Origin of the sequence: Microcoleus sp. POL10_C6, assembly GCF_036701585.1 — a bacterium.
GTDB lineage: Bacteria > Cyanobacteriota > Cyanobacteriia > Cyanobacteriales > Microcoleaceae > Microcoleus.
In genome coordinates this window covers 55,038-78,767 of the sequence record NZ_JAUBRB010000016.1, presented here as the reverse complement: position 1 = coordinate 78,767, position 23,730 = coordinate 55,038, and the positions used below count along the sequence as shown (strand labels likewise).

17 protein-coding genes and 1 pseudogene are annotated in these 23,730 nt (G+C 46.2%); 10 read left to right on the top strand and 8 right to left on the bottom strand.

Going from position 1 to position 23,730, the window contains the following annotated elements; all coding sequences use genetic code 11:
* Positions 1-59: 59 nt before the first annotated feature.
* Entirely contained in the window at positions 60-1,562 is a 1,503-nt protein-coding gene (gatB, locus tag QUA34_RS11380; RefSeq protein ID WP_333080220.1) for an Asp-tRNA(Asn)/Glu-tRNA(Gln) amidotransferase subunit GatB, read from the bottom strand.
* Between the two features lie 542 nt (positions 1,563-2,104).
* Between gatB and QUA34_RS11375 the strand changes: the two genes are divergently transcribed.
* The 4 genes from QUA34_RS11375 to QUA34_RS11360 all read left to right on the top strand — a co-directional run bounded on the left by QUA34_RS11375 (position 2,105) and on the right by QUA34_RS11360 (position 11,305).
* Positions 2,105-5,380, top strand: a complete 3,276-nt coding sequence (locus QUA34_RS11375) for a PAS domain S-box protein (protein ID WP_333386597.1) — start codon at positions 2,105-2,107, stop codon at positions 5,378-5,380.
* Between the two features lie 363 nt (positions 5,381-5,743).
* Positions 5,744-8,953, top strand: coding sequence for an EAL domain-containing protein (locus QUA34_RS11370; RefSeq protein WP_333386595.1), 3,210 nt, complete (start codon positions 5,744-5,746; stop codon positions 8,951-8,953).
* Between the two features lie 546 nt (positions 8,954-9,499).
* The gene (locus tag QUA34_RS11365; protein WP_333080216.1) at positions 9,500-11,089 is read left to right on the top strand and encodes a glycoside hydrolase family 57 protein; all 1,590 of its coding nucleotides are present in this window, start codon (positions 9,500-9,502) and stop codon (positions 11,087-11,089) included.
* 54 nt (positions 11,090-11,143) lie between these two features.
* Positions 11,144-11,305: a hypothetical protein gene (locus QUA34_RS11360; protein WP_333386592.1), complete on the top strand. Its 162-nt coding sequence runs from the start codon at positions 11,144-11,146 to the stop codon at positions 11,303-11,305.
* A gap of 42 nt (positions 11,306-11,347) precedes the next feature.
* On the opposite strand, the gene QUA34_RS11355 is transcribed toward QUA34_RS11360, so the two are convergent.
* Both QUA34_RS11355 and QUA34_RS11350 read right to left on the bottom strand, forming a co-directional pair.
* Positions 11,348-11,680, bottom strand: a complete 333-nt coding sequence (locus QUA34_RS11355) for a type II toxin-antitoxin system PemK/MazF family toxin (RefSeq protein ID WP_333161268.1) — start codon at positions 11,678-11,680, stop codon at positions 11,348-11,350.
* Positions 11,665-11,859 (bottom strand): hypothetical protein, encoded by a 195-nt coding sequence (locus QUA34_RS11350; RefSeq protein WP_333386589.1) that lies wholly within the window; start codon positions 11,857-11,859, stop codon positions 11,665-11,667. Before QUA34_RS11350 ends, QUA34_RS11355 begins: the two co-directional genes overlap by 16 nt.
* 89 nt (positions 11,860-11,948) lie before the next feature.
* On the opposite strand from QUA34_RS11350, the gene QUA34_RS11345 reads away from it, so the two are divergent.
* Positions 11,949-12,149 (top strand): hypothetical protein, encoded by a 201-nt coding sequence (locus tag QUA34_RS11345; protein WP_333212265.1) that lies wholly within the window; start codon positions 11,949-11,951, stop codon positions 12,147-12,149.
* 610 nt (positions 12,150-12,759) lie between these two features.
* Here the strand turns inward: QUA34_RS11345 and QUA34_RS11340 are convergent.
* Positions 12,760-13,833, bottom strand: a complete 1,074-nt coding sequence (locus tag QUA34_RS11340) for a radical SAM protein (RefSeq protein ID WP_333386586.1) — start codon at positions 13,831-13,833, stop codon at positions 12,760-12,762.
* 447 nt (positions 13,834-14,280) lie between these two features.
* On the opposite strand from QUA34_RS11340, the gene QUA34_RS11335 reads away from it, so the two are divergent.
* The 3 genes from QUA34_RS11335 to QUA34_RS11325 all read left to right on the top strand — a co-directional run bounded on the left by QUA34_RS11335 (position 14,281) and on the right by QUA34_RS11325 (position 16,984).
* Positions 14,281-15,075 carry an ABC transporter permease gene (locus QUA34_RS11335; protein ID WP_445242814.1) on the top strand — a complete coding sequence of 265 codons (795 nt, stop codon included), beginning with the start codon at positions 14,281-14,283 and terminating at the stop codon, positions 15,073-15,075.
* A gap of 225 nt (positions 15,076-15,300) precedes the next feature.
* A complete protein-coding gene (locus QUA34_RS11330; RefSeq protein ID WP_333386583.1) occupies positions 15,301-16,164 on the top strand; it encodes an aldo/keto reductase in 864 nt (287 codons plus the stop codon).
* Between the two features lie 142 nt (positions 16,165-16,306).
* Entirely contained in the window at positions 16,307-16,984 is a 678-nt protein-coding gene (locus QUA34_RS11325; protein ID WP_333386580.1) for a GIY-YIG nuclease family protein, read from the top strand.
* 146 nt (positions 16,985-17,130) lie between these two features.
* Here the strand turns inward: QUA34_RS11325 and QUA34_RS11320 are convergent, their stop codons facing one another.
* Positions 17,131-17,979 carry a DUF3598 family protein gene (locus tag QUA34_RS11320; RefSeq protein ID WP_333386578.1) on the bottom strand — a complete coding sequence of 283 codons (849 nt, stop codon included), beginning with the start codon at positions 17,977-17,979 and terminating at the stop codon, positions 17,131-17,133.
* Positions 17,980-17,997: 18 nt separating this feature from the next.
* On the opposite strand from QUA34_RS11320, the gene QUA34_RS11315 reads away from it, so the two are divergent.
* Positions 17,998-18,807, top strand: coding sequence for an SAM-dependent chlorinase/fluorinase (locus QUA34_RS11315; RefSeq protein ID WP_333386576.1), 810 nt, complete (start codon positions 17,998-18,000; stop codon positions 18,805-18,807).
* Positions 18,808-19,018: 211 nt separating this feature from the next.
* On the opposite strand, the gene leuS is transcribed toward QUA34_RS11315, so the two are convergent.
* From leuS to aat, 3 genes and pseudogenes are all read right to left on the bottom strand, one after another.
* A complete protein-coding gene (gene leuS, locus QUA34_RS11310) occupies positions 19,019-21,577 on the bottom strand; it encodes a leucine--tRNA ligase (protein ID WP_333386573.1) in 2,559 nt (852 codons plus the stop codon).
* Positions 21,578-21,826: 249 nt separating this feature from the next.
* A pseudogene (locus QUA34_RS11305) lies at positions 21,827-22,549 on the bottom strand (Uma2 family endonuclease).
* 100 nt (positions 22,550-22,649) lie between these two features.
* The gene (gene aat, locus QUA34_RS11300; protein WP_445242813.1) at positions 22,650-23,246 is read right to left on the bottom strand and encodes a leucyl/phenylalanyl-tRNA--protein transferase; all 597 of its coding nucleotides are present in this window, start codon (positions 23,244-23,246) and stop codon (positions 22,650-22,652) included.
* Between the two features lie 46 nt (positions 23,247-23,292).
* Between aat and QUA34_RS11295 the strand changes: the two genes are divergently transcribed.
* Positions 23,293-23,622 (top strand): hypothetical protein, encoded by a 330-nt coding sequence (locus QUA34_RS11295; RefSeq protein WP_190740107.1) that lies wholly within the window; start codon positions 23,293-23,295, stop codon positions 23,620-23,622.
* Positions 23,623-23,730: the final 108 nt, after the last annotated feature.

Here is a 23,730-nt window from a genome sequence, read left to right as displayed (position 1 = left end):
GATCGGGAAAAACCGATCGCCCGCCGCTGTATCCGCTACACGATCCCCTTAATAATTGCTTAGCTTGGGCCGTTAAGCTTCGCCACCAGCAGCTCATTCGTCAGTTTGGGATCAGCCCGGCCGCCCGTTTCCTTCATCACCTTGCCGACAAAAAAGCCCAGCAGCTTAGTTTTACCGGCTCGGTACTGTTCCAGCTCCTTGGGATTGGCTGCCAACACGGCATCGATCGCCTGATCGATCGCCCCAGTATCCGAAATTTGAATCAAACCCTTGCTTTCAACAAACTTCTGAGGCGAACCACCGTTTGCCAGCAACTCCGGCAAAATATCCTTAGCGATTTTGCCACTGATCGTACCGGCCTCAATTAGCCCCAGCAGTTCGGCTAAATCCTGCGGTTGGAAAGGAATTTCTGCGATCGCCAGCTTTTCATTTTTCAGATAAGCAGTAATATCGCCCATCACCCAATTGGCAGCTTGTTTAGCCACAGCACCGGCGGCGATCGATTTTTCAAAATACTCCGCCACCGCTTTGTCGTCAGTCAGCACCCGCGCGTCGTAGGGAGAAAGACCGAGCTCAGTTTCGTAGCGATTGCGCTTCATTGCCGGCAATTCCGGCAGTTGAGCTTGCCAATCCTGCAATTGCTCGGCCGAAACTTTGATCGGAGGCAAATCCGGTTCCGGGAAATACCGATAATCGCTCGCACCTTCCTTAACCCGCATACTGAAAGTACACTGCTTGTTTTCATCCCAAAGCCGGGTTTCTTGGATGATGGTTTCGCCATTTTCCACAGCTTGAATTTGCCGCTCGATCTCATAATCGATCGCCCGTTCGATCGCATTAAAAGAGTTCATATTTTTAATTTCCACCTTCGTGCCGAACTCTTTTCTGCCCACGGGGCGAACCGAAATATTCACGTCGCACCGGAGCGAACCTTCCTGCATATTCCCGTCGCCAACACCGATGTAGCGCACGATCCGGCGCAATTCTTGACCGTATTCGGCAGCTTCCGCGCCCGATCGCAAATCCGGTTCCGAAACAATTTCGATTAGAGGCACACCGGCGCGGTTGTAATCCACCATTGAATAAGTGGAACCGCTGAGCCGATCGCTACCGCCGTGAACCAATTTTCCGGCATCTTCCTCCATGTGCAAGCGAGTGATCCCGATTTTTTTTCTAGTAGAATTTCCCGTCTCATCCACGAGTTCAATTTCTAGCCAACCGTTAGTAGCGATCGGCAAATCGAACTGAGAAATTTGATAATTTTTCGGCAAATCGGGATAGAAATATTGCTTGCGGTCAAACTTACTGTAAGGTGCGATTTCGCAGTTGAGAGCCAGCCCTGCTTTCACCGCATACTCCAGCACTTTTTGATTTAATACGGGCAAAACTCCCGGCATTCCCATACAAATTGGGTCAATGTTAGTATTTGGGGCATTGCCAAATTCTGTAGAAGAACTGGAGAAAATTTTAGTATTGGTACTTAATTGACAATGAGTTTCGAGGCCGATAATGGCTTCGTACTGAGTTCGGTTTTTTATCGAAGAGGGTGCAGAAGCAGTCATAAGCAATTTAAAAGACTGAATAACTTTAGATTTTATTTTAGCTTTTTATTGACCAAAGTGATTGGAGAGTATTTGGAGGTAGGGGCGGTTTCATTGGTGTCAACAAGCGCGTCAAACCCTGAGTTCGGCAGGTTTAAACCCCTGACGGACTTGGGGAAAGCGTGTTTAGTTGAGACAAATGGGGATCTGCATAGGCAACGCCCTGCTACAGATTCGCGATCGACCCAAGCCCGCAGCCACGCCGATCTCCTTTTGATCGCCCCCAAACAACAACTCTGTGCAAAAATATACTTAGGGTCAGCTCCTGCCCGCACCCTTCCCTTACCCAGGAGAGTTTTAGATCCATCCACCACAATTGCTGATCAATCTACGCCCCAAATCCTTTTACTGGCAGTATTTAATAACGCCCGCCGCCTCCAACGATCGGCTCCACGCACAGACTAAAAATTAAAAATGTATAATTTAACAGGAAATTACATATTTTTATTTTTTAAACTTTAATTTTGAATTCTAAAAGTAACACTTGCCTAAGTGTCAAAACTATGCGTGAAATTCCAGTTAAAAGTGCCACACTGTTTCCGAACAGCATCACTGAGCTAGAGCAGGCGGAATCAGCCCTCGAACTCGCTTGGAACGAACTCGAAAAACAAACAGCAGAAACCATTGCTCACCTTGCCAACGCCGGCTCAGCAAACACACAGGAAATTAGCGATCGCTTGACCGAGGCTAAGCAACTCCGCCAGCAACTTCAAACTCAAATAAAAAAAGCCAACTCGCGGCGGGAATTTCATATAGAAAACTTACCAATGGCAGTTGTAGAGTGGGACAAAGAATTTCGGGTAGTGCGGTGGTCGCCAATGGCAGAACAAATATTTGGCTGGAGTGCAGCAGAAGTAATCGGCAAATACTGGCACGAATGGTCAATAGTTTATCAAGAAGACTTCGAGGAAGTGTGCGCCGCCACAAATGAACTGTTACACAGCAGAGAAACCCGCAACGTTTGCCGCAACCGCAACTATACCAAAGATGGCTCGATAATTTACTGCGAATGGTACAATTCTGCACTCATCGATGAATCGGGAACAGTAGTTTCAATTCTCTCTTTTGCCAGAGACATAACCGAGTTCCAGCGCGCTCAAGAAGAACTGCATCGGCGCGAACAAGCTTTCAGCGCCATCGCCGAAAATGCGACCGATATTATCGCCCGGTTCGATCGCAAACTACGCCTCCTTTATATCAACCCAGCAGTAGAATCAACTATTGGAAAAAATGCCGAAAAATTGATTGGCAAAACCCACCAAGAATCAGGAATGCCACCGCACTTATGCAGCCTGTGGGATGAGGCTTTTATGAAAGTTTTTGGTAGCGGTAAACAAGAAACTATAGAATTTGAGTTTCCCACTTCCGAGGGCATAAAATATTACCACTGTCGAGTCATTCCCGAGTTTGCTGAAGACAATTCAGTAGAAACAGTTTTATCCATCTCCCGCGACATCACAGAACTAAAACAAGTCGAAGATCAGTTGCGACAAAGCGAATCCAAATTTAAAGCCATAGTTGATTCTAATATGATCGGCTTAATTTTTTGGGATCTTGACGGCCGCATTATAGATGCCAACGCCGCTTTTTTAAACACGGTAAATTATACGCGGGACGAGCTGCTTGCCGGAAGAGTTAACTGGCAAGAAATGACACCACCAGAATACGTGAGTATAGATACAGAAAAAGTTGCAGAACTGAAGGATAGAAATACGGTTGTTCCCTTTGAGAAAGAATTTATACGCTCCGACGGTAGCCGCGTTCCGGTGATGTTGGGTAGCACATTTTTAGAACAAACGCAACAGTTTGGCGTCAGTTTTGTGCTAGACGTAAGCGAGCGTAAACAGGCAGAATGGGAACTGCAAAAACATCAAGAACTTTTAGAAAGCATTCTGAAAACAATCCCCAACTTTCTTTACATTTACGATGCAGTAGAAAACAAAAATATTTATGCAAATGAATCTGTCACCGCCATACTCGGCTACACTCCTAAAGAATGGCAAGATTTGGGTATAGATGCTGTCGCTAACTTAGTTCATCCCGAGGATCTGTTAAAGCTAATTACAGGTATGGATCGACTAAAACACAGCAGCAATCCCTATGAAACGGATGACAGAGACTACAGAATTAAACACAAAAATGGGGAATGGCGCTGGGTGCACGATCGCTCTACAATCTTCAAAAGAACGCCCGACGGACAAATGAGGCAAATTATCGGTTCCGTACTCGACATCAGCGATCGCAAACAAGCCGAAGAATTATTAAAACAGCAAAAAGAACTGCTGCAAACTATCTTCGACAACGTGCCGATCATGCTCGCTTTCTTAGATAAAAATGGTCAAATAAACTGGGTCAACAGCCACTGGGAACAAGTGCTAGGCTGGAGTTTGGCAGAAATCAAAAACCGTGATATCTTGGCAGAATTTTATCCGCAGCCAGAATACCGTCAATATGTTTGGGATGAAATCCAAGCAGCAAATCAGAAGTGGAGCGACTTCAAAACACAAGTTAGAGACGGGCGAATTATCGACACTTCTTGGGCAAATGTTCGTCTTTCAGACGGCAGTTGTATCGGAATTGGTCAAGATATTACCGAACGCAAACGAGTAGAATTTAAACTCAAAGAACTCAACGAAACTTTAGAAGCTCAAGTCGCTCAGCGTACGGCAGAATTAGAGACTTTTTTTGATGCTTTGCCCGATCACATTTTTGTGGTAGATCGCGAGAATATGCGACTGTCTTTTGTTAACCAATCGGTTGCCCAAACGGCTGGATTAAATAGCAGGAAAGAGATGCAGGGCAAAACGATTTGTGAATGTTTTTCCCCAGGCAGAGCCGCACAATTCTGTAGGGAAAACTCCCAGGTATTTGAAACAGGCGAAACTATGCACTTGCAGGATAAATTTGTAATGGCTGGCGAGACGACTTACTACGATACTTTTAAAATTCCCCTCAGAAATATAGACGGCAAGGTTTATGCTTTAATTGGCACTTCTCGCGATATCACTGAGTTGGTAGAGACAAAACAAGCTTTGTCAGAACGCACAGAGCAATTAGAAGCTGCCAATCAAGAATTAGAATCTTTTTCTTACTCAGTTTCCCACGACTTGCGTGCACCTTTGCGACATATTTCAGGTTTTGTAGAAGCGTTGAAACAGCGGCTAGAATTAACTGAGGCTTTGAGCGATCGCAAAATACTTCACTATATGGAAGTAATTGAAGACAGCAGCCAAAAAATGAGCCTGTTGATTGACGGTTTGCTCGCCCTGTCGCGGGTGAGTCGCACCGAGTTGAGGCAAATTCCGATCGATCTGAGCCGTTTGGTACAAAATGCGATTAAATTGACTAAACCCCCAGCCGTCGCCGATCCGGCCCAAACTCCCCACAGCGTTGAATTTGCCGTCGGAGATTTGCCGACAGTAATGGGAGATCCAACCTTGCTGCAACAAGTGTTCAGCAACTTGATTAGCAACGCCGTCAAGTTCAGCCGCGGACGCACTCCGGCTACAATAGTTATTGAGGGTTTACCGGATGGGACGATTTTTGTCAAGGATAACGGGGTGGGTTTTCCGATGGAATACGCCGATCGCCTGTTTGGAGCCTTTCAGAGGCTGCACTCCCAGAGAGAATTTGAAGGTACGGGCATCGGTTTGGCGATCGTCCAGCGGATTATTCACCGCCACGGCGGCACGGTTTGGGCCGAAAGCCTACCTAGTCAAGGAGCCACGTTTTACTTTAAACTAGCGCAAACAATCTCAAACGGTAATATAGATTCATAAGTTAAGTGTATAAGAGTTTTAAATTTTGAATTTAAAACTCTTATACACTGAAATAAGTCACAATCGGTGAGAGCATCCGAATTGTGGTGTGACAGAAGTGTTCACTGTCAGGGATGAAAGCGAAAGAGCTAGGCATAGCGGTGCACAAGATGCTCGTACTCCTAAAAAACGCTCTTTTAAAAATTGGGATGAGCCCCAATCGGTTCGGTCAGCCCTCGACTGCCGGTGCTAAATAAAGGTCTTGCGAGTAGAGTATATAATTGATTTTGCTAAAAATATCGAGATAAAATTAATAACCAAACTCAGTCTAAAAAATTACTAGCAAAAACACGAATAACCAATTGAAAACCTCCCCAATACCTTATGTTAGATATAAATCAGACCAACTATCTACTAAAAATGGTAGCGGAATCAACATTAAAATTGTTGATTATCGAAGACATGGCAGAAGATATGGAATTAATAGTGCTCGCCTTAGAATCGGGGGGGGTAAATTTTAAGTGCGACATGGCAGAAACAGCAACAGAGTGCAGAAAACTGCTGGAGAATTGCAAGTACGATGCTGTACTCTCAGATTACCGCCTCCCAGGCTTCAACGGTTTAGAAGTGTTGAAATTAATGCAGGAATTAGGGCAAGACATACCCTTGATTTTAGTAACGGGAAGTTTGGGAGAAGAAGCGGCAGTTGAGTGCCTCAAAGCCGGAATGACCGATTACGTATTAAAAGGGCGGCTGTTTAGGTTGCCAACAGTGTTAGAACGATCGCTCCAAGAATACAAAATGCGGCGCCAGCAACAAGAAGCGATCGCCCAAATTCAGCGGCAAGCTCAGCGAGAAGCGATCGTCAACCGCATCCTCCAAGCCATGCGCTTCACCCTTGTACTCGACGAAGTGCTGCAAACCACAGCAGATCAACTGCACGAAGCTCTCGAAATCACCGCCTGCGCCATCTTGCAGCCAGATGCTGAAGGCGGAATCAGAGTTCGCTACATCAGCAAAGCATCCAAAAGAGAACGGTTCGTCGGGCTAAATTGCAAAGTGGCCGAGCACTACCGATCCGATCTCGCGGCTGGGGAAACCCTGATCATCGACGAGTTATCGACACTGTGCCCGTCGCTGCAAGAATCAGCACAGTTGGTAGGGTTTCGCTCCGTCGCGATCGCCCCACTGCTCTACCAGCGGTCATTTTTGGGAGGAATTAGCCTCTATCAGTGCGATCGGGCGCGCTCTTGGAGCGCCGAAGAACTGTCGCTACTCAAAGCCATAGCCGATCAGTGCGCGATCGCGATCCACCAAGCCGAACTCTACCAACAAGCCCAAACCGAACTTGCAGAACGCAAGCGCGCCGAAGCAGCAGTCTGCGGCATCCAGCAGCAGCTAGCCACAATGGCAGCCAACATTCCCGGCTCAGTCTACCGCACCGTGCTGCATTCCGATGGCACAATCTCCATGCCCTACATCAGTCCGGGCGTGCGCGAAGTTACTGGGTTCGGGGCCGAAGAAGTGATTTCGCACCCGGAACTCTTGACCGAAATCATCCATCCAGAGGACAAAAGCTTGTCTGACAGCCTCGTAGCAGCATCGAGAGCGAGTCTTTTGCCGTGCGATCGCCAGTACCGCATCGTTCTGAGATCTGGGGAGGTCAAGTGGGTTCAAGACAGCGCTAAATTTTCCAAAAACGAAAACGGCGACGTAATTATAGACGGAGTAGCCCTCGACATCAGCGATCGCAAACAAGCAGAATCAGCACTGCGCCAAAGCGAACAGCGATTTCGCTCGCTGATTGAAAACGCCACAGACATCACGATCATTCTCGACGCCGAAGGAATCTTCCGCTACATCAGCCCTTCCGTCAAGCGAATTTTAGGATACGCGCCCCACCAGGCGATCGGCCGCAGCGCCTTAGAAATAGTTCACCCCGACGACAGCGCCACGATCACCGAAACCCTCCACAAAGCCATTAAAAACCCCAAAAGAAGCCAGTGCCCAGTTGAGTACCGAGTCCGCCACCGCAACGGTTCCTGGTGTTATGTAGAAGCTGTAGCCACCAACTTGCTGTACGATCCCGCAGTCAAGGGAATCGTGATTAACTGTCACGACATCACTCAGCGCAAACTCGCCGAAGAACAACTGCTGCACGATGCTTTTCACGACGCCCTCACCGGATTGCCCAACCGATCGCTATTTACCGATCGGCTCGAACACGCTCTGAGGATGGCAAAACGGCGCAAAGACTACTTGTTTGCCGTGCTGTTTCTCGATTTAGATAGATTTAAAGTAGTCAACGATTCCCTCGGCCACGCCATCGGCGATCAACTGCTAGTATCGATCGCGCGGCGTCTGGAAGCTTGTCTGAGGGTCGGAGATACAGTGGCCCGCCTTGGAGGAGACGAGTTTGTGCTGTTGTTAGAAGACATCGAGGGCATCAATGAAGCTACCACCATTGTCAACCGCCTGCAAAAGAAAATCACCTCCCCTATCCTTCTAGACGGACACGAAGTATTTATCACCGCCAGCATCGGCATAGCTTTGAGTTCTGGCGAATACGTGGAACCGACAACCCTGCTGCGCGACGCCGACACAGCAATGTACCGCGCCAAAGAACTCGGCAGATCCCGACACGAAGTTTTCAACAGTTCCATGCACGCCCACGCTTTGCGGCTATTGCAGCTAGAAAACGACCTGCGGCGGGCGATCGAATCAATTAGAGAGCCGGCCAGAGAAGAAGACTTTCCCCCATCCCCCGCCTCAGCCTTACCTCCCTTATCCCCAGCGCCCCAGTTTATTATTCACTACCAGCCGATCGTGTCGATCGCCAATAACACAATTACCAGTTTTGAGGCCCTAGTGCGCTGGCAGCATCCAGAACGCGGCTTAGTTTCCCCCGGTGAATTCATCACCATCGCCGAAGAAACCGGCTTGATCGTACCCCTCGGCCGCTGGGTACTTCGCACAGCTTGCCACCAAATCCGCCAGTGGCAGCAGCTATTTCCCAGCCACCCCCCGTTGAGCGTTAGCGTCAACATTTCTGTCAAACAGTTTTCTCAGCCAGATTTAATCGAATACATCGATCGAGTTCTCGCAGAAACTCACCTCGACGGCAGCAGTTTAAAACTAGAAATTACCGAAAGCGTACTCATAGAAAATTCCGACTCAGTAACAGCAATGCTGGTGCAGTTGAGAACCCGAAACATAGACTTGTGCATTGACGATTTCGGCACCGGCTATTCCTCGCTTTCCTACCTGCACCGCTTCCCCACCAATACCTTAAAAATAGACCGCTCTTTTGTTAGCAGGATGGGAGGTGAGTTCGATTTCAGTAAAGGAGGCATTGACCCGACCGAAATTGTGCGGTCGATCGTTACTTTGTCCCACAATTTAGGCATGGATGTAGTAGCTGAAGGAGTCGAAGAAGCCTCGCAACTATCTATACTAAAAGGGTTAAAATGTGAGTACGCCCAGGGATTCTTTTTCTCAAAGCCAGTAGACTCTCAAACAGCAGCAACCCTAATCCGACAGCAAGCAGAAAATCAGAATTTGCTGACATTTAGTTTGTTAGAGAAAGGTCATTAAAAAAACACGGCATTTTGTGAGTCCCGTTTCAGCATAAAATCTTAAAATATTTTAAAGCTGTGCCTAACTGGCGTCAGTTAATAACTACGGCATCCAAATCAATGTCAATGACCCCGGTCTCTAGATACGCTTCTTGCTTCGGGCCTAAGACTTAAACCATAGTTGACCAGAGGCGTACCTGCGTACTACGTTAACGGTAAGAGTTAAAGGCCTACCAGGGAATGCTCTCGCTAGTTCCTTGCCAAGCGAAATTTAGGATTAAACAGACTTATTGGGTTAAATCAGTTTCCTAGATATAGTATCGGCCCTTAACTAAGGCGCAAGCTAACATTACCCCTCTCATAGAGGCTCATAAAGGAGCGAACATTATGCGATCGCCGATTGCGAGGTTGGATGTGGTAATTGTCCCACTGACAGTACATTACAAAAGTACACTCCCATCTAGCAATCCCCGTGTAATGGAAAGATTCACGGCGGTTGAAACCGCCTAGCCGTTTCCCTCTCAGGTCTAAAGACCCGCTCGTTTCCCACTTACCAAATTTTTTTATGACTATTGGCTACCTCGCACTCGTTCTCCACGCCCACTTGCCTTTTGTCCGCCACCCCGAAAGCGACTACGTTTTAGAAGAAGAATGGCTGTTTGAGGCGATCGCGGAAACCTACATTCCCCTGCTGCAAGTCTTTGAAGGGCTCAAGCGCGACGGCATCGACTTTAAAATTACCATGAGCATGACGCCGCCCTTGGTTGCCATGCTGCGCGACCCCTTGCTGCAAGACCGCTTCGACGACCACTTGGCTAAACTCGAAGAATTAGCGGATCTCGAAATCGAACACAACAGCGGAAATGGTCACCTCCGCTATTTGGCAGAACATTACGCCGCCCATTTCTCTCAAGTCCGCAACTTTTGGGAAAAGTACGATCGAGATTTAGTCAAAGCCTTCAAAGAACACCAAGATACCAACAACCTCGAAATCATCACCTGCGGTGCCACCCACGGCTACCTACCGCTGATGAAAATGTACCCCGAAGCAGTTTGGGCACAAATTCAAGTAGCTTGCGACAACTACGAAGCAAACTTCGGCCGCCGACCAAAAGGCATTTGGCTGCCCGAATGCGCCTACTATGAAGGCTTAGAACGGATGTTAGCCGACGCAGGCCTCCGCTACTTTCTCACAGACGGTCACGGCATCCTCTACGCCCGCCCGCGTCCCCGCTACGGCAGCTACGCCCCAATTTTCACCGAATGCGGAGTCGCAGCCTTCGGTCGGGATCACGAGTCCTCGCAGCAGGTTTGGTCTTCCGAAGTCGGCTATCCAGGCGCCGCCGAATACCGGGAATTCTACAAAGATTTGGGTTGGGAAGCTGACTACGATTACATTAAGCCCTACATCATGCCCAACGGCCAGCGGAAAAATACCGGGATTAAATATCACAAAATCACCGGTCGCGGATTGGGTTTAGGCGATAAACAGTTGTACGATCCTTACTGGGCAAGGGAAAAAGCAGCCGAACACGCCAGCAACTTTGCTTTTAACCGGGAACGGCAAGTCGAGCACCTGAACGGGATTATGCAGCGTCCGCCGATTATTGTTTCACCTTACGACGCCGAACTTTTCGGTCACTGGTGGTACGAAGGGCCTTGGTTCTTAGATTACCTGTTCCGCAAGAGTTGGTACGACCAAAATACTTACGAGATGACGCACTTAGCCGATTATTTGCGGGGAAATCGGACTCAGCAAGTTTGTCGCCCGTCGCAGTCTAGCTGGGGTTTCCGGGGTTTCCACGAGTATTGGTTGAATGAGACGAATGCTTGGATTTACCCGCATTTGCACAAGGCTGCGGAACGGATGATTGAGTTGGGAAGTATGGAACCGGAAGATGAGTTGCAATATCGTGCTTTGAACCAGGCGGCGCGGGAAGTGCTGCTAGCTCAATCTTCTGACTGGGCATTTATCATGCGTACAGGGACGATGGTGCCCTATGCAGTGCGGCGGACTCGATCGCACTTAATGCGCTTTCACAAGCTGTACGATGAAGTGAAAGAAGGGAAAGTTGATTCGGGTTGGTTGGAGAAGGTTGAGGAGATTGATAATATTTTCCCTGAAATTAACTATCGCGTTTATCGATCGCTTTAAGTCTCGTTTCCCTTTTCATCCTGTCCCCCCAGCCCTGCTTAAGGGAGGGACAGGATGTTAATTAAAATTATAGGTGATGGGGCGATCGCCAGGAGTGGAATGAGAAGGGCGATCTTTGGTTGGGAGTGTGAGTGCGATCGCATTTTTAGTGTGGAAAGGTTGATCGCACTTTATCTCTTTTTCTCAACGCGCGGGCGATCGCACAACACAATCTAGTCAAACAGCATTGTGAGCTGAGGAACGCTTGACAATAGAGAATTACTGGTGAAGAATTTCAACTATCTTGGCGATCGCCTCGTTCAACTTCTCAGGTTTAAGCTTACCAGCTTTATAAAGTATAATTTCTCGATCAGCGGTAAACAAGCGATTAGGTCTAATGTTGCTCGTTTGGTTAAGTCCGCCCTCGCTAAAATCACTACTTTCAAGGGTAATAGCATAGCGATCGGCGAGCGTCTGGCTAGTAATCTGACAAAGAATTAGATCGTCTCCTGCCAAAGTTGCTATGACTAAAGCCGGTCGGCGCTTGGCTTGTGTTAAATCTGAAAATGGGAAAGGAACAACTATCACATCACCTTTTACAAATTCTGCCATGCTTCATCCTCCTCTAATCTTAACCAGTCTTTTTGCAAAGAAGATTCACTGAGCAGGCTTGCTTCTAACTTATCTTTATCATACTTGGCTTTGAGAAATTGCAGAAAATCCCACACTTCTTCTAATATAAATTCGGGGATATTATCCACTTCTTTAAGGAGCAATTCTTTAGCGTTCATGTTATTTACCTATAAAGACATAGTAACTGTTAATCTATGATAGCATCCTTGAGATTAGCAGCGCTCAGTTGCGATCGCTCCCCATCTTCATGACCGACGGACAACCGCAAGCAGCCCGCCAAATTCCGGCTGACGCTCAATCCATCCTCGCTTACCTACCAGATCGCATCCGCATCGCCCTCATTACCCGCGCGGCGGCTATTGAGTATCCCATCGAAGCTGTCGTTGAAATGGCGATCGCACTTTATGTCTTTTTCTCAACGCGCAGGCTATCGCTCTTTTTAGCCTGAAAATGGCTATCGCCGATGCCAGCAAATAGCCAGCGAATTAGAAAGAAAGCTGCCAGAATTCACTCAAATAGAAGCGGAACCAAATCGAGAAATTTAACTCGCGAAGTTAAAGCAATTGTTAGTTGAAATCAGAACCCCAATATTTGATTGTGCTAAATAATTGCAGCATTTGCCAGGATACAGCAATACTGTTGATATTAATGCGAAAAATTATATCGAAAGTAATCCTAAAATCAAAACTTTTTCCATTGAAGGTGGCAACTGGTGTTTTTGCCGAAGTTCCTGAGTTTGTGATCGCGCAAATATAAAAGCCAAGTTGCAAAATTCTTAAACTACCTGATTGCTAATCAAGATTTGTTCCAGGAGACAACATCCACAATTTGCGGGATGATAGAAATCGAACAGGTGGAATTGAACCGGAATAAGAGAGGGCACGTCAGCGCCATCGCGAACAACTAGAATTATACAAACAAAAGGAACAAGAGCAGAAATATCGCACTCAAGAACAAATGGAAATCGACAGCAAAAACGAATACAAATAAATTAAAAACCGGGTTTCTGATAAAACCCGGTCCCCATAAACCCAAGCAAGACTAACACAGATCAAACCTCAATTTTTTAATAATTTCACCCCCATTTTTACCTTGTCCAAAATCGTCTTTTGCGAGACACAAGTAATCAGACACAGCTTGCCGCAATTCAAAGTATCGCGACGGACTTCCTGAGCTTTTTCTCCGTACCAAATCTCGCGGGCGCTGGCATTTTTCACATTACCAATTACCGGGAACTCATCGCACAATTTCACATCGCCGCGCGTATCAATCCAGTAATTGCGGAGTCCAACGCGACAAGGACGAGTTGAATCAGGAGCTGTTTCTTCGGCAAAGTGAGGAATCATCAATCGCAACACTTCATCGCTGTTCATAATCGGAGCACCGTTGTTCTTCATTTCAATTAGCTGCTCGATTACTTGTGCAAATTCCTCCATGTCTTCTTTTTCAATCCACAATTCCTCGTATGTTTCTGGTGTCCAGCGGTTGACTGGTTGGAAGTTCACCGTCGTCGCCCCAATTCCCTGAGCCCAGGAGACTATTTCCGGGAGGTGGCGGAAATTGAGTCGGTTCATTGTCGGTTTGACGTTGATCGGAAACAGGACGTTCTGTTTTTCTTGTTCTTCGCGCAGATAACCGATTCCTTTAGAAAGCCGATCGAACAATCCCGGTTGACCCCGCAAATAATCGTGCAGTTCTGCATTCGGCCCGTCAACTGACATATTCACATTAAAAGGACGAGCAGCGACAGTTTTGGCTGCGTTTTCCCTGGTCATGCAATAGCCGTTGGTGGTGACGCCGGCGTGAATGCCATTTTTATTCGCAAAGGCAAGTAAGTCTAGAAAACCTTTTTTAATATAAGGTTCGCCGCCGCTAAAGTTGATTGAAAATTCGCCCACAAATTCTTTGACGCTCAAGAGGGCATTTTGCCATTCTTCGATCGTCATTTCGTCTTTATATTCTTTGAGCCGCCAATACTCGCACTGCCGGCATTTTACATTGCAGCGCTCGTTGACAATCCCGTAAAAAGTGACTGGGCTTGTCACGTCGTATCCTGTATTGATCCGCAGCGATTCGGCCACTGCACTCTTGGTGTGCTTGACGCCCAGTCTCGATAATGTTAAAGCATCCATGTCTTTTTTCCCTTACGTGTTGTTACTTAAGTCAATTTCTCGATCCCTCTTTGCTACGTATGATTACGTATTTTGGATTACGTATTTCTTTTGAGTACGTATGCCCCATCCTAAGTGTTCAGTTTGGGTATGGCTAGATGTTTGTCAAATATTTATAATATTAAAACTTGTAACATATTAGTATTTCCAATCAGTTAAGCAGATTTTTGTGTCAAAACATGAACGATGCTTAATAATTGCCAAAATATAGGGGCTTAAGATTGACTTAATTTAATAATTGTAGTTTTTGTTTAAATTGTGTTAAATAACTTAATACCCTTTCTCAGTAAAACTACTTACGTAAACGGTATCAATAATTTATTGTTATAGTGAAATGAGCAGCCACTACAGCAGTTAACTTCACACAAGCTTTACAATATGGGAATTTAAGTATTTACACGGCAAAAAATGGCGACAAACATGGGACGATATTTGCACGTACTGAAATTGTTCTGGGGTGCGGCGATCTCCGCGGAACTAGAATACCGAATCAACTTTGTCCTCGCGGCCATCAGCAGCCTCGGAAATCTTGCGGGCAGCTTGTTTGGGCTATTTTTGTTTTACCGTACCGGTTACACGTTTTCTGGGTGGAAATGGGAAGAAGCCTTAGTTGTACTCGGTATTTTCACGATTTTGCAGGGGTTTTCGGCAACCTTTCTAGCACCTAATCTCAGCCGTATTGTCGATCGAGTCCAGCAAGGTACTCTCGATTTCGTACTCCTCAAACCCATCAGTTCCCAATTCTGGCTATCTGCAAACACAGTTTCGCCTTGGGGAATCCCAGATTTAATCTTGGGCACCGTATTGCTGCTGTATGCTGCTAACAAATTGGGAGTAACAATCGGCAACTATTTTTTAACAGCAATACCGCTGTTATTCGGAACTATTACTCTTTACAGTATATGGTTTATGTTAGGGGCAACCAGCATTTGGTTTGTCAAAATTTACAATGTTACCGAAGTTCTCGAAGGATTGTTAGAAGCGGGTAGATTTCCCATGGCAGCTTATCCTGCAGCTTATCGATTTTTCTTCACTTTCGTAGTTCCCGTTGCCTTCTTGACGACTGTGCCTGCAGAAGCCATGCTGGGGAGAGGTGAAATCGTTTGGATCGCAGGGGCGGGAATATTGGCGATCGGGCTGTTATTTTTCTCCCGCTACTTCTGGCAATTTGCCCTCCGCTTTTATACCAGCGCTTCCAGCTAGTTAAGTAGGTAGGTAAGCTGCTGCAGATCTAGATTGTCTATTATGTTTGAGAGGGAGAGGATTTGACACGTGGGGAATAGGGAATTTAAATATACATTTAAAAGGCAAAACAGCTTATCTAAAAAATATTTTCTTCTATTTACTTAGATAGTTAAATAAATGTAATATTTCAACCTATCCTGGAAATGTAAACTGGAAATAAACCACGCAAACGCAGGCAAACCAATGAAAAGAAAAAAACTGGGTAACAGTAATTTTACTATCAGCGCGATCGGTCTTGGAGGTATGCCAATGTCCTTAAGTGGCCGGCCGCCCGAATCGCAATCAATTGCGGTAATTCACCGCGCCCTCGATTTGGGTGTCACCCTAATTGACACCGCAGATTCCTACTGCCAAGATCAATCCGACAAACACCACAACGAACACCTGATTGCCAAAGCTTTGCAACAGTACAGCGGAGATGTTAGGGCCGTTACAGTGGCCACTAAAGGCGGCTTAATGCGGCCTCAAGGTGCGTGGACGCGCAACGGCAACCCCCATCATTTACGCAAGACAATTCGGGAAAGTTTTGAAGCATTGGGCGGCAAGGAACCGATCGACCTTTGGCAATATCACTCACCCGATCCCGCTTATACCATCGAAGCAGCCCTAGCACCCGCAAAAGAAGCCGTAGAAGCAGGAATGATTCGATTTATTGGAGTTTCCAACTTTTCTGTAGAGCAGATCAAACGCGCCCGCGATACAGTAGAAATTGTCTCTGTTCAGAATCAATATAATCCTTGGCACAGACAGCCAGAATCAGACGGCGTACTGGAATATTGCGAAACCGAAAAACTGACATTTTTTCCTTGGAGCCCTTTAGGAGGAAGCCGCCGCGCCACAAGCTTGCAAGATATGCCCGCGATCGCCAAATTAGCAGCAGAAAAAAACGTTTCAGTTTACTGTATAGTATTAGCTTGGTTGATTGCCCAATCGCCCTGCATAGTTCCGATTCCCGGTGCGACCAAAGTATCGAGTATTGAGGACTCTGTGCGGGCGCTCGAAGTTAAATTGACTGACGAGGAATTGCAACAAATTGCCGTAAGTTAAGTAGATAAGGCCCACAAAAACAGTAGAACAGGCAAGATGCCTGTTCCACAAAGATAACTTAATTGTGGGGTGGGTTTTTCAACCCGCCCCTGAAAGTGGGATTTAATGAATAAAGTTGACATTTTTTGAGGAATTGAATTTAATGGAAGCTAATCAAGTGAATGCCGATCGAGACGTAGCAATTGAACATCAAAACGTACCTGTCGCCCATGAAGGACTGCACAATTTTTTATACAGTTCCGACTCAGAACACAGCGCAGCAGCCACTATTACTGAATTAGAAAACGACGGCACGCAAGTAATGTCGATCGATACATGGCGCGATTTGGCAACTAACGCGAAAGTCGCCGGCGTTTACGCTGTAATGGACACTTCCCGCAACACTCAGTTTATAGGTTATTCGCGAAATATCCTGCTTTCAATCAACGGTCACATTGCCCAAAATGGCGTTGAAAATTGCGCTTTCCTGCGTGTGCAAACTTTCAAATTCCCAAAGCGGGAAGAAATGGAAAGTTTGCGCGATGCTTGGATAGCAGAAATTGGCAGCATTCCGCCGGGCAACGGTGCTGAAAGCGAAATGTGGGCGGCTACGGTAGGCCAAGCAGCCCGCGCTGCTATGTCTGCTGAGGAACAAAAAGGTTATGAGGAAAAGAAGCTGAAATTACGCAAAGCAATGGCCGATTCCACTCTTACCAAAGAGTTAGAAACAGCCGCCGAAAATGATAGCGAACGACACCAACATCTGGAAGCTGCTGTTAACAATGATGATTGGAGTGCGGTGATTCACTCGCAAACTCAGGAAACAAAATCCGATTCCTAAATCGGAAAAATGTTTGTAATTCTGAGATATTGTACTATTTTTAGAACGGGCCCGATGCCCGTTCTACAATACATTAAGTTTATTGTGGGGCGTTGCTCATAGCCCGCCCAAAATACTCAATCTTAATCATCAACAACTGATCGGGATTAATGACTAACTTTGCGTTCAGTAACTAAAGTCAAACTTACCCATTCACCCCGATCGTTGTAACTGCGAATCATCCGAAACCGCAAGTCAGGTTCTACCAACCAACCTGCCTCGAAAAATATAGGTTTTCTGGATTCAATCTTGACAGGTAAAGTGCAAGAACCACCGTCAGGAAGCAGCACAACTTGCACGGGCATAGCACCTTCGTTAAAATTTAATACAGAACCGTCAATGCTGGCGCTAGAACTGATAACAGTAGCATTACTGCCAAAAGTAATTTTCTGCACTAGGCGATCGCTACTTTCCAAATGCAATTGCAGTTTGGTAGAATAAAAGTCTGGAGAACGCAAATCTGGATACATTGTCACCGCCTCGCCCTCCCACTCTCCCAGCAAATCGTCAACAGTTAAAGGCGGACGTTCGGGGACATTTTTATCAAGCTGCTTTTCCCGAATTAAGATAAGTGTTGATAAATTGCCGTCGGTATTGTATGTCAGAGGGAAGCGCAACCGACGATAATTGTAGATAAAACCAAACTCTGCACCGCACTCAGAATAAGGCGCTAGTTGAATAGTTCCCTGACAAAAAGCTCCATTCTCAAAAAATAGGATATCTCGTCCCAAACTTTGATATTCTCGAACAAGTTCGCTCACTTCCGGTTCGCCGACACCGCTAGGATTTGGGGAAAATCGACGGAGTTTCAATCGCACATTTTTGTTGTCATTGAAACCTTCGATAGAAATAATGCTAGGAGTATCTTGAAGTACCTCTCCTCGTGGCGATAACTGGGTAAAAGAACCGTGCCATTCTCCCAAGTTTTGCAGAAAGTTTTCCCATTGTGATACCATATTTTTACCGTTGGATATATGTCTAAAAATAGAATTATAACTCTGCTGACGGATTTTGGATTAAGCGATGTTTATGTGGGAGTGATGAAAGGTGCGATCGCCCAAATTAACCCGCAGTTAAAAGTCATTGACATTACGCACCAAATACCATCTCAAAATATTGCGGCGGCGAGGTTTTGTTTGATGACTGCTTTTGCTTATTTTCCGCCGGAAACCGTACACGTTGCTGTCGTCGATCCGGGTGTGGGAAGCAAGAGACGCGGGGTGGCGATTAAATGTGCTAATTGCTTTCTTGTCGGGCCGGATAACGGGTTGTTTAGCGGGGTGTTGAGTCGGGAAAGTGCGATCGCATCTGTCGAACTCACCAACCCCAAATACTGGCGCACACCTCAACCCAGTAGCACTTTTCACGGTCGCGATATTTTCGCTGCAGCGGGCGCTCACTTGGCGAACGGGGTGGCGTTGGAAGAGTTGGGGGAGGATCTCGACCCTGCAAGTTTAGTAGAGTTAGAGATACCAAATTGTGCCGTTACAGCCACAGGTGCAGCAGGCTGCATTCAATATGTCGATCGCTTCGGCAATCTCCTTACTAATATCCCGAATAATTGCATTATAGGTAACAATTGGTCATTGACAATTAGCAATAGTTGTGAGGCAATTCGCATCCCCAGCGGTAAAACCTACAGCGACAGCGAACCGGGCGATTTAATTGCCATAACTGGTTCTGACGGTTGGGTAGAAATTGCCGTTAATGGCGGCAGCGCTCAATCAGTATTAAAATTGGAATGCGGAGCGATCGTGCAATTGCTTTTTGAAACTAACAATTAAATAGGACTTACGTATGGGTGTTCAGAAACCTGGTTTTTCACGAAAATACTTTGTTAGAATCAGCAGATGACGTGGAAAACCCCGTTATGAAGGCGGAGTGCGTAAGTCATAGTCGGGAATTTTTTTTATTACTCATTTTTGGACTGGCTAATTTTTTAATGCAAGTATTAAAAACCCGGTTTTTTCAATAAATAAACCGGGTTTCTCATCTTTATCCAGCTACCACGAAATTCACCAACTTTCCAGGCACCACAATTACCTTTTTAATCTCCTTACCTTCAAGGTGACGCTTAGCCAATTCAGACTCGCGAGCAAACTTTTCCAACGCAGCTTTATCAGCACCAGAAGGCACTTGAATTGTGCCGCGAGTCTTGCCCATAACTTGAATTACCAGCGTAATTTCATCGGTAATTAATGCAGATGGATCGACACTAGGCCAAGTTTGCGTATGCACCGATTCACTGTTACCCGTATTGTGCCATAACTCATCAGCAATATGCGGCGCAAAAGGCGCTAACAATCGAATCAAAGTGTTAATTCCTTCTGCATAAACTGGCGAATCTTTACATTTAGCATCATTCAAAGCATTGCTGAGTTTCATCATTTCCGAAACAGCAGTATTGAACTGATAATCACCCTCCAAATCGTCGCTCACTTCCTTGATTGCAGTGTGAATTGCCCGCCGCAAATCCTTCTCAGGTTTACTTAATTCAGCATTCTCTCCTGCTTGAGCGGGGGTCGCAGGGACTCGTCCAGCAAACTCTGTAACCACGCGCCAAACGCGATTTAAAAAGCGAAATTGCCCTTCCACATCAGCGTCGTCCCACTCCAAATCCTTCTCTGGTGGCGCTTTGAATAAAATAAACATCCGCGCCGTATCTACCCCATATTTGCCCATAACTTCCAAGGGGTCAACGCCGTTATATTTGGATTTTGACATCTTCTCATAGAAGACTTCTAAAGCTTCACCCGTTTGAGGATCTTGGGGATTTGCGGGGTCTATATCTGCTGGGGGAACGTATTTGCCAGTAACAGGATTTTTGTAGGCCATTGCTTGTACCATGCCTTGAGTTAACAGGCGTTTAAATGGTTCGTCACAATTGATTAAACCCCGATCGCGCAAAACCTTGGTAAAGAACCGCGAATACAGTAAGTGCAAGATTGCGTGTTCGATGCCGCCCACATATTGGTCTACGGGCATCCAATCATTTGTCTTCGCCGAATCGAAGACTTGCTCTTGATTTTGAGCATCGGGATAGCGCAAGAAATACCACGAAGAATCGATAAAAGTATCCATCGTATCTGTTTCCCGCTTCGCCGGAGTGCCACAACTCGGACAAGGAACGTTTACCCATTCTTCCATCTTTGCCAATGGCGAACCTTTGCCCGTAAATTCTACATTTTCCGGCAACAATACGGGCAAATCCGATTGGGGTACGGGGACTGTTCCGCAGGTGGGACAGTGAATTACGGGAATCGGAGCGCCCCAATAACGCTGTCTAGAAATTAACCAATCTCTCAAGCGGTATTGGATTCGGGCTTTGCCATAACCTGCATTTTCGGCATGGTGAATAATTGCGGCTTTGCCTTTAATTGAATCCATGCCGTTGAAGCTTTCGGAATTAATCATAATTCCTGGTTCGGTGTAAGCTTCGGTCAGCGGAACTTCATCATCATCCACAATTACTACTTTAATTGGCAGTTGATATTGATTGGCAAATTTGAAATCTCGCGTGTCGTGGGCTGGTACTCCCATAACTGCGCCGGTGCCGTATTCGTACAGCACATAATCGGCAATCCAAATGGGGATTTCTTCGCCGTTGAAAGGATTGATTGCTTTGCCGCCTGTGGGGATGCCGCGCTTTGGTTTGTCTTCGGCTGTGCGATCGATCTCGCTTTGGGCAGCGACTTCTTTGATGAAGGTTTCTACGGCGGTTTTTCTATCTTCGGTTGTTACGCGCTTAGTTAGTGGATGTTCCGGCGCTAAAACAAGGTAACTGACGCCGTAAACTGTATCGGGACGTGTGGTGAAAACGGCGATTTTTTCATCCATTCCGACAATCGGAAATTCTAAGTAAGCGCCGACTGATTTGCCGATCCAGTTGGCTTGCATTAATTTGACTCTTTCTGGCCAATCTGGCAATTTGTCTAAGTCGTTTAATAACTGTTCGGCGTAATCGGTAATTTTGAGGAACCACTGCCGCAATAATTTGCGCTCGACTTTTGCACCGGAACGCCAGGAACGACCTTCGTTATCTACTTGTTCGTTTGCTAAAACTGTTTGGTCTATAGGGTCCCAATTAACTGCGGCTTCTTTTTGATAAGCTAATCCTGCTTCTAAAAATTGCAAGAAAATCCATTGAGTCCACCGATAATAATCGGGAGAACAAGTTGTAACTTCTTTTGTCCAGTCGAAAGAAATACCCAGGCGGCGAAATAAGCCTTTCATTTGGGCAATGTTTTGATAAGTCCATTGTGCAGGGGGAATTCCTCGCTCGATAGCTGCATTTTCTGCGGGCAAACCAAAAGCGTCCCATCCCATCGGATTCAATACCCGATAACCTTGCATTCGCTTGAGTCTGGCAATTACATCGATGATTGTGTAGTTGCGGACGTGTCCCATGTGCAAGTTTCCCGACGGGTAGGGGAACATGGATAAGGCATAAAATTTAGGCTTTTGCGTATCTTCTGGCATCTGGTCTAAGTTTTGCTCAGCCCATGTCTGCTGCCATTTTTCTTCTATGGATTGGGGGTTATATCTGGAATCCACAACAATTGCTCCGTGTAGGATTTACTAATGTTTGCTTGAACATTTTGGCACATTCAAGGGGCCTCGATTAGGATTTTTCTGAGCACCAAGGATTTTGGCTCGAATATCTGTATTATATATTGTAGTATAGGTAATTTGAGCTGGGGGCGATCGACCAAATATCCCCGTTCGCCCTGAAAAAAGTAAATAACTGCAATCCCCAGAAACCCGATTTCTTTGACAAACCGGGTTTATTCTCCTAGTTAGAGCTTAGATGCTATCAGGATCGATGTTCAATTCGCGCAGTTTGGCGGCTAAACGTTCGGCTTTTTGAGCTTCTTGTTCGGCACGCTGCGAGGCTTCTTCGGCGCGCTGCGAGGCTTCTTCTGCACGCTGAAATTCTTGTTCGGCGCGCCGTCGCTCTAATAGCCGCTCTGCATTTATTTCGGAATAGGAAAGAAACTTTTCTCCATCAGGGCGATGGATTTCTAACCCTTCTTCTGGTAACTCAAACCGCACTCCCAGTCTGGGACTTATCCCTCCCTCCATCGGTTCAATTGGTTCTAAGATTCCTTCAATTCTTTGCCAACCTTCTAACTGATTTCTTTCTGGATCGTAAAGGTAATACTCCTCGACTCCATAACGATAGTAAAATGAAAGTTTCTTGTTCATTTTTGTGTTACTATCGTTGTGGGAGCGAATTTCAAAGACGACTTGGGGAGCAATATTATCTTCGCGAGATTGTATGTAGGAACGTCGCTAGCCTTTTGGTCTACCAAATATCACCATCGTATCCGGCGCTTGAGAAATATCTGGTCTACCTTCAACCGGATACCACAGTAAATCGGCGGCTACAAACACGTTGGGGTCATCTTCAAACAGCGATTCGCAACCTTCTTTGATTGTGACAATTAATTTGTATTGTATTGTGCTGTCGGCCATTGGTTGACCGTCGCTGGATGGATAAATAATTTCTTCGGTTGTGACTTGCATTGTGGTTGTCTCCGAGAAGTATCTGAGCTTAATTATACTATTGTTTGAACCAACTATTCGAGCCTAAAATGGCAAGGCCATTTCCCTACTGACTTAATATTCAAAATAGCGTGCAGCGACGCTTCAAAGCTGCTTGCAAAAGAGTGTTGTACAGTTTTTCCTTAACAGTATAAGCGCCGAATCTTTCCAAGTGCGGATTGTTCATTTGAGCGTCGAAAAGCAGATAAGATCGATCGCGCAATCTCTCCACCAACTTCACCATCGCCACCTTAGAACCCTCGGGAATTCGGTAAAACATCGACTCCCCAATAAACGCACCGCCGATCGACAATCCGAGAATACCGCCCGCCAATTCGTCCCCGCACCAAGTCTCGAAGCTGTAAGCCCAACCGGCCTCATACAAACCCCAGTAAATCTTCTTGAGTTCCTTAGAAATCCAAGTCGTTTCGCGATCGGCACAACCCTCAACTACCGCCCCAAAATCGCGGTTTACAGCCACCGAAAACCGATTTTGATTGAGTTGGCGACGCAGGGATTTCGGATAGGTAAATTTTTCATCCAGGGGAATCAGCGCCCGCTGACGGCTCGAATACCACCCCAAACTTTCCTCGCCGTCATTTGCCATCAAGAAATAGCCTTGCGCGTATCCTTGTATAATTGTCGGTATATCATATTGCATATATTTATCAGTTGTCATTTCTCAGTTAACTTTTCAAAGTCAACATTAGCAATTAGGAATAATCATGTCTGAAACCATCGAACCTATTACCTTACCGCCCGCCAAAAACCCCGAACAAGAAGGCCAATGGCTCCAACAAACGCTGCTGGCATGGCTAGACTCCGAGTTTATCCCAGAAGCAGCCAACCAGCAAATAGCTAAAAGAGCTGCCCAAATCTATGTCCGCCAGCGCATGGAAGGCGAAAATGACGTGGGCAGCCTTGTAATTGCGATCGTCACCGAAATGCAGGCCTATGATTTTTCTAAAAGCTTCTACGGCGAATTTGCGATCGCCAATGCCGTCAGCGACTTGTTACTCGAAAGTCTCGGCATCGATAAATGCTGTGGCCAGTGAAGCAAGAAGGAGGAAAATTTAACTCATAAGTCTGAAACAAAAATCAACCCCAAACCTAATCCTGCCGATTAATTGTGAGTTTTTTCCTTCTTTCTTCCTTCTTCCTTC

What these genes read in the sequence shown, in the direction of transcription:
- QUA34_RS11355 (WP_333161268.1), bottom strand. Translation starts at nt 11,680, where the DNA reads ATGGCAGAATTTGTAAAAGGTGATGTGATAGTTGTTCCTTTCCCATTT.
- QUA34_RS11330 (WP_333386583.1), top strand. Translation starts at nt 15,301, where the DNA reads ATGAAAAGAAAAAAACTGGGTAACAGTAATTTTACTATCAGCGCGATC.
- QUA34_RS11315 (WP_333386576.1), top strand. Translation starts at nt 17,998, where the DNA reads ATGTCTAAAAATAGAATTATAACTCTGCTGACGGATTTTGGATTAAGC.
- QUA34_RS11360 (WP_333386592.1), top strand. Translation starts at nt 11,144, where the DNA reads ATGTTAATTAAAATTATAGGTGATGGGGCGATCGCCAGGAGTGGAATG.
- QUA34_RS11320 (WP_333386578.1), bottom strand. Translation starts at nt 17,979, where the DNA reads ATGGTATCACAATGGGAAAACTTTCTGCAAAACTTGGGAGAATGGCAC.
- gatB (WP_333080220.1), bottom strand. Translation starts at nt 1,562, where the DNA reads ATGACTGCTTCTGCACCCTCTTCGATAAAAAACCGAACTCAGTACGAA.
- QUA34_RS11295 (WP_190740107.1), top strand. Translation starts at nt 23,293, where the DNA reads ATGTCTGAAACCATCGAACCTATTACCTTACCGCCCGCCAAAAACCCC.
- QUA34_RS11335 (WP_445242814.1), top strand. Translation starts at nt 14,281, where the DNA reads ATGGCGACAAACATGGGACGATATTTGCACGTACTGAAATTGTTCTGG.
- QUA34_RS11375 (WP_333386597.1), top strand. Translation starts at nt 2,105, where the DNA reads ATGCGTGAAATTCCAGTTAAAAGTGCCACACTGTTTCCGAACAGCATC.
- QUA34_RS11350 (WP_333386589.1), bottom strand. Translation starts at nt 11,859, where the DNA reads ATGAACGCTAAAGAATTGCTCCTTAAAGAAGTGGATAATATCCCCGAA.
- QUA34_RS11345 (WP_333212265.1), top strand. Translation starts at nt 11,949, where the DNA reads ATGACCGACGGACAACCGCAAGCAGCCCGCCAAATTCCGGCTGACGCT.
- QUA34_RS11365 (WP_333080216.1), top strand. Translation starts at nt 9,500, where the DNA reads ATGACTATTGGCTACCTCGCACTCGTTCTCCACGCCCACTTGCCTTTT.
- aat (WP_445242813.1), bottom strand. Translation starts at nt 23,246, where the DNA reads ATGACAACTGATAAATATATGCAATATGATATACCGACAATTATACAA.
- QUA34_RS11325 (WP_333386580.1), top strand. Translation starts at nt 16,307, where the DNA reads ATGGAAGCTAATCAAGTGAATGCCGATCGAGACGTAGCAATTGAACAT.
- QUA34_RS11370 (WP_333386595.1), top strand. Translation starts at nt 5,744, where the DNA reads ATGTTAGATATAAATCAGACCAACTATCTACTAAAAATGGTAGCGGAA.
- QUA34_RS11340 (WP_333386586.1), bottom strand. Translation starts at nt 13,833, where the DNA reads ATGGATGCTTTAACATTATCGAGACTGGGCGTCAAGCACACCAAGAGT.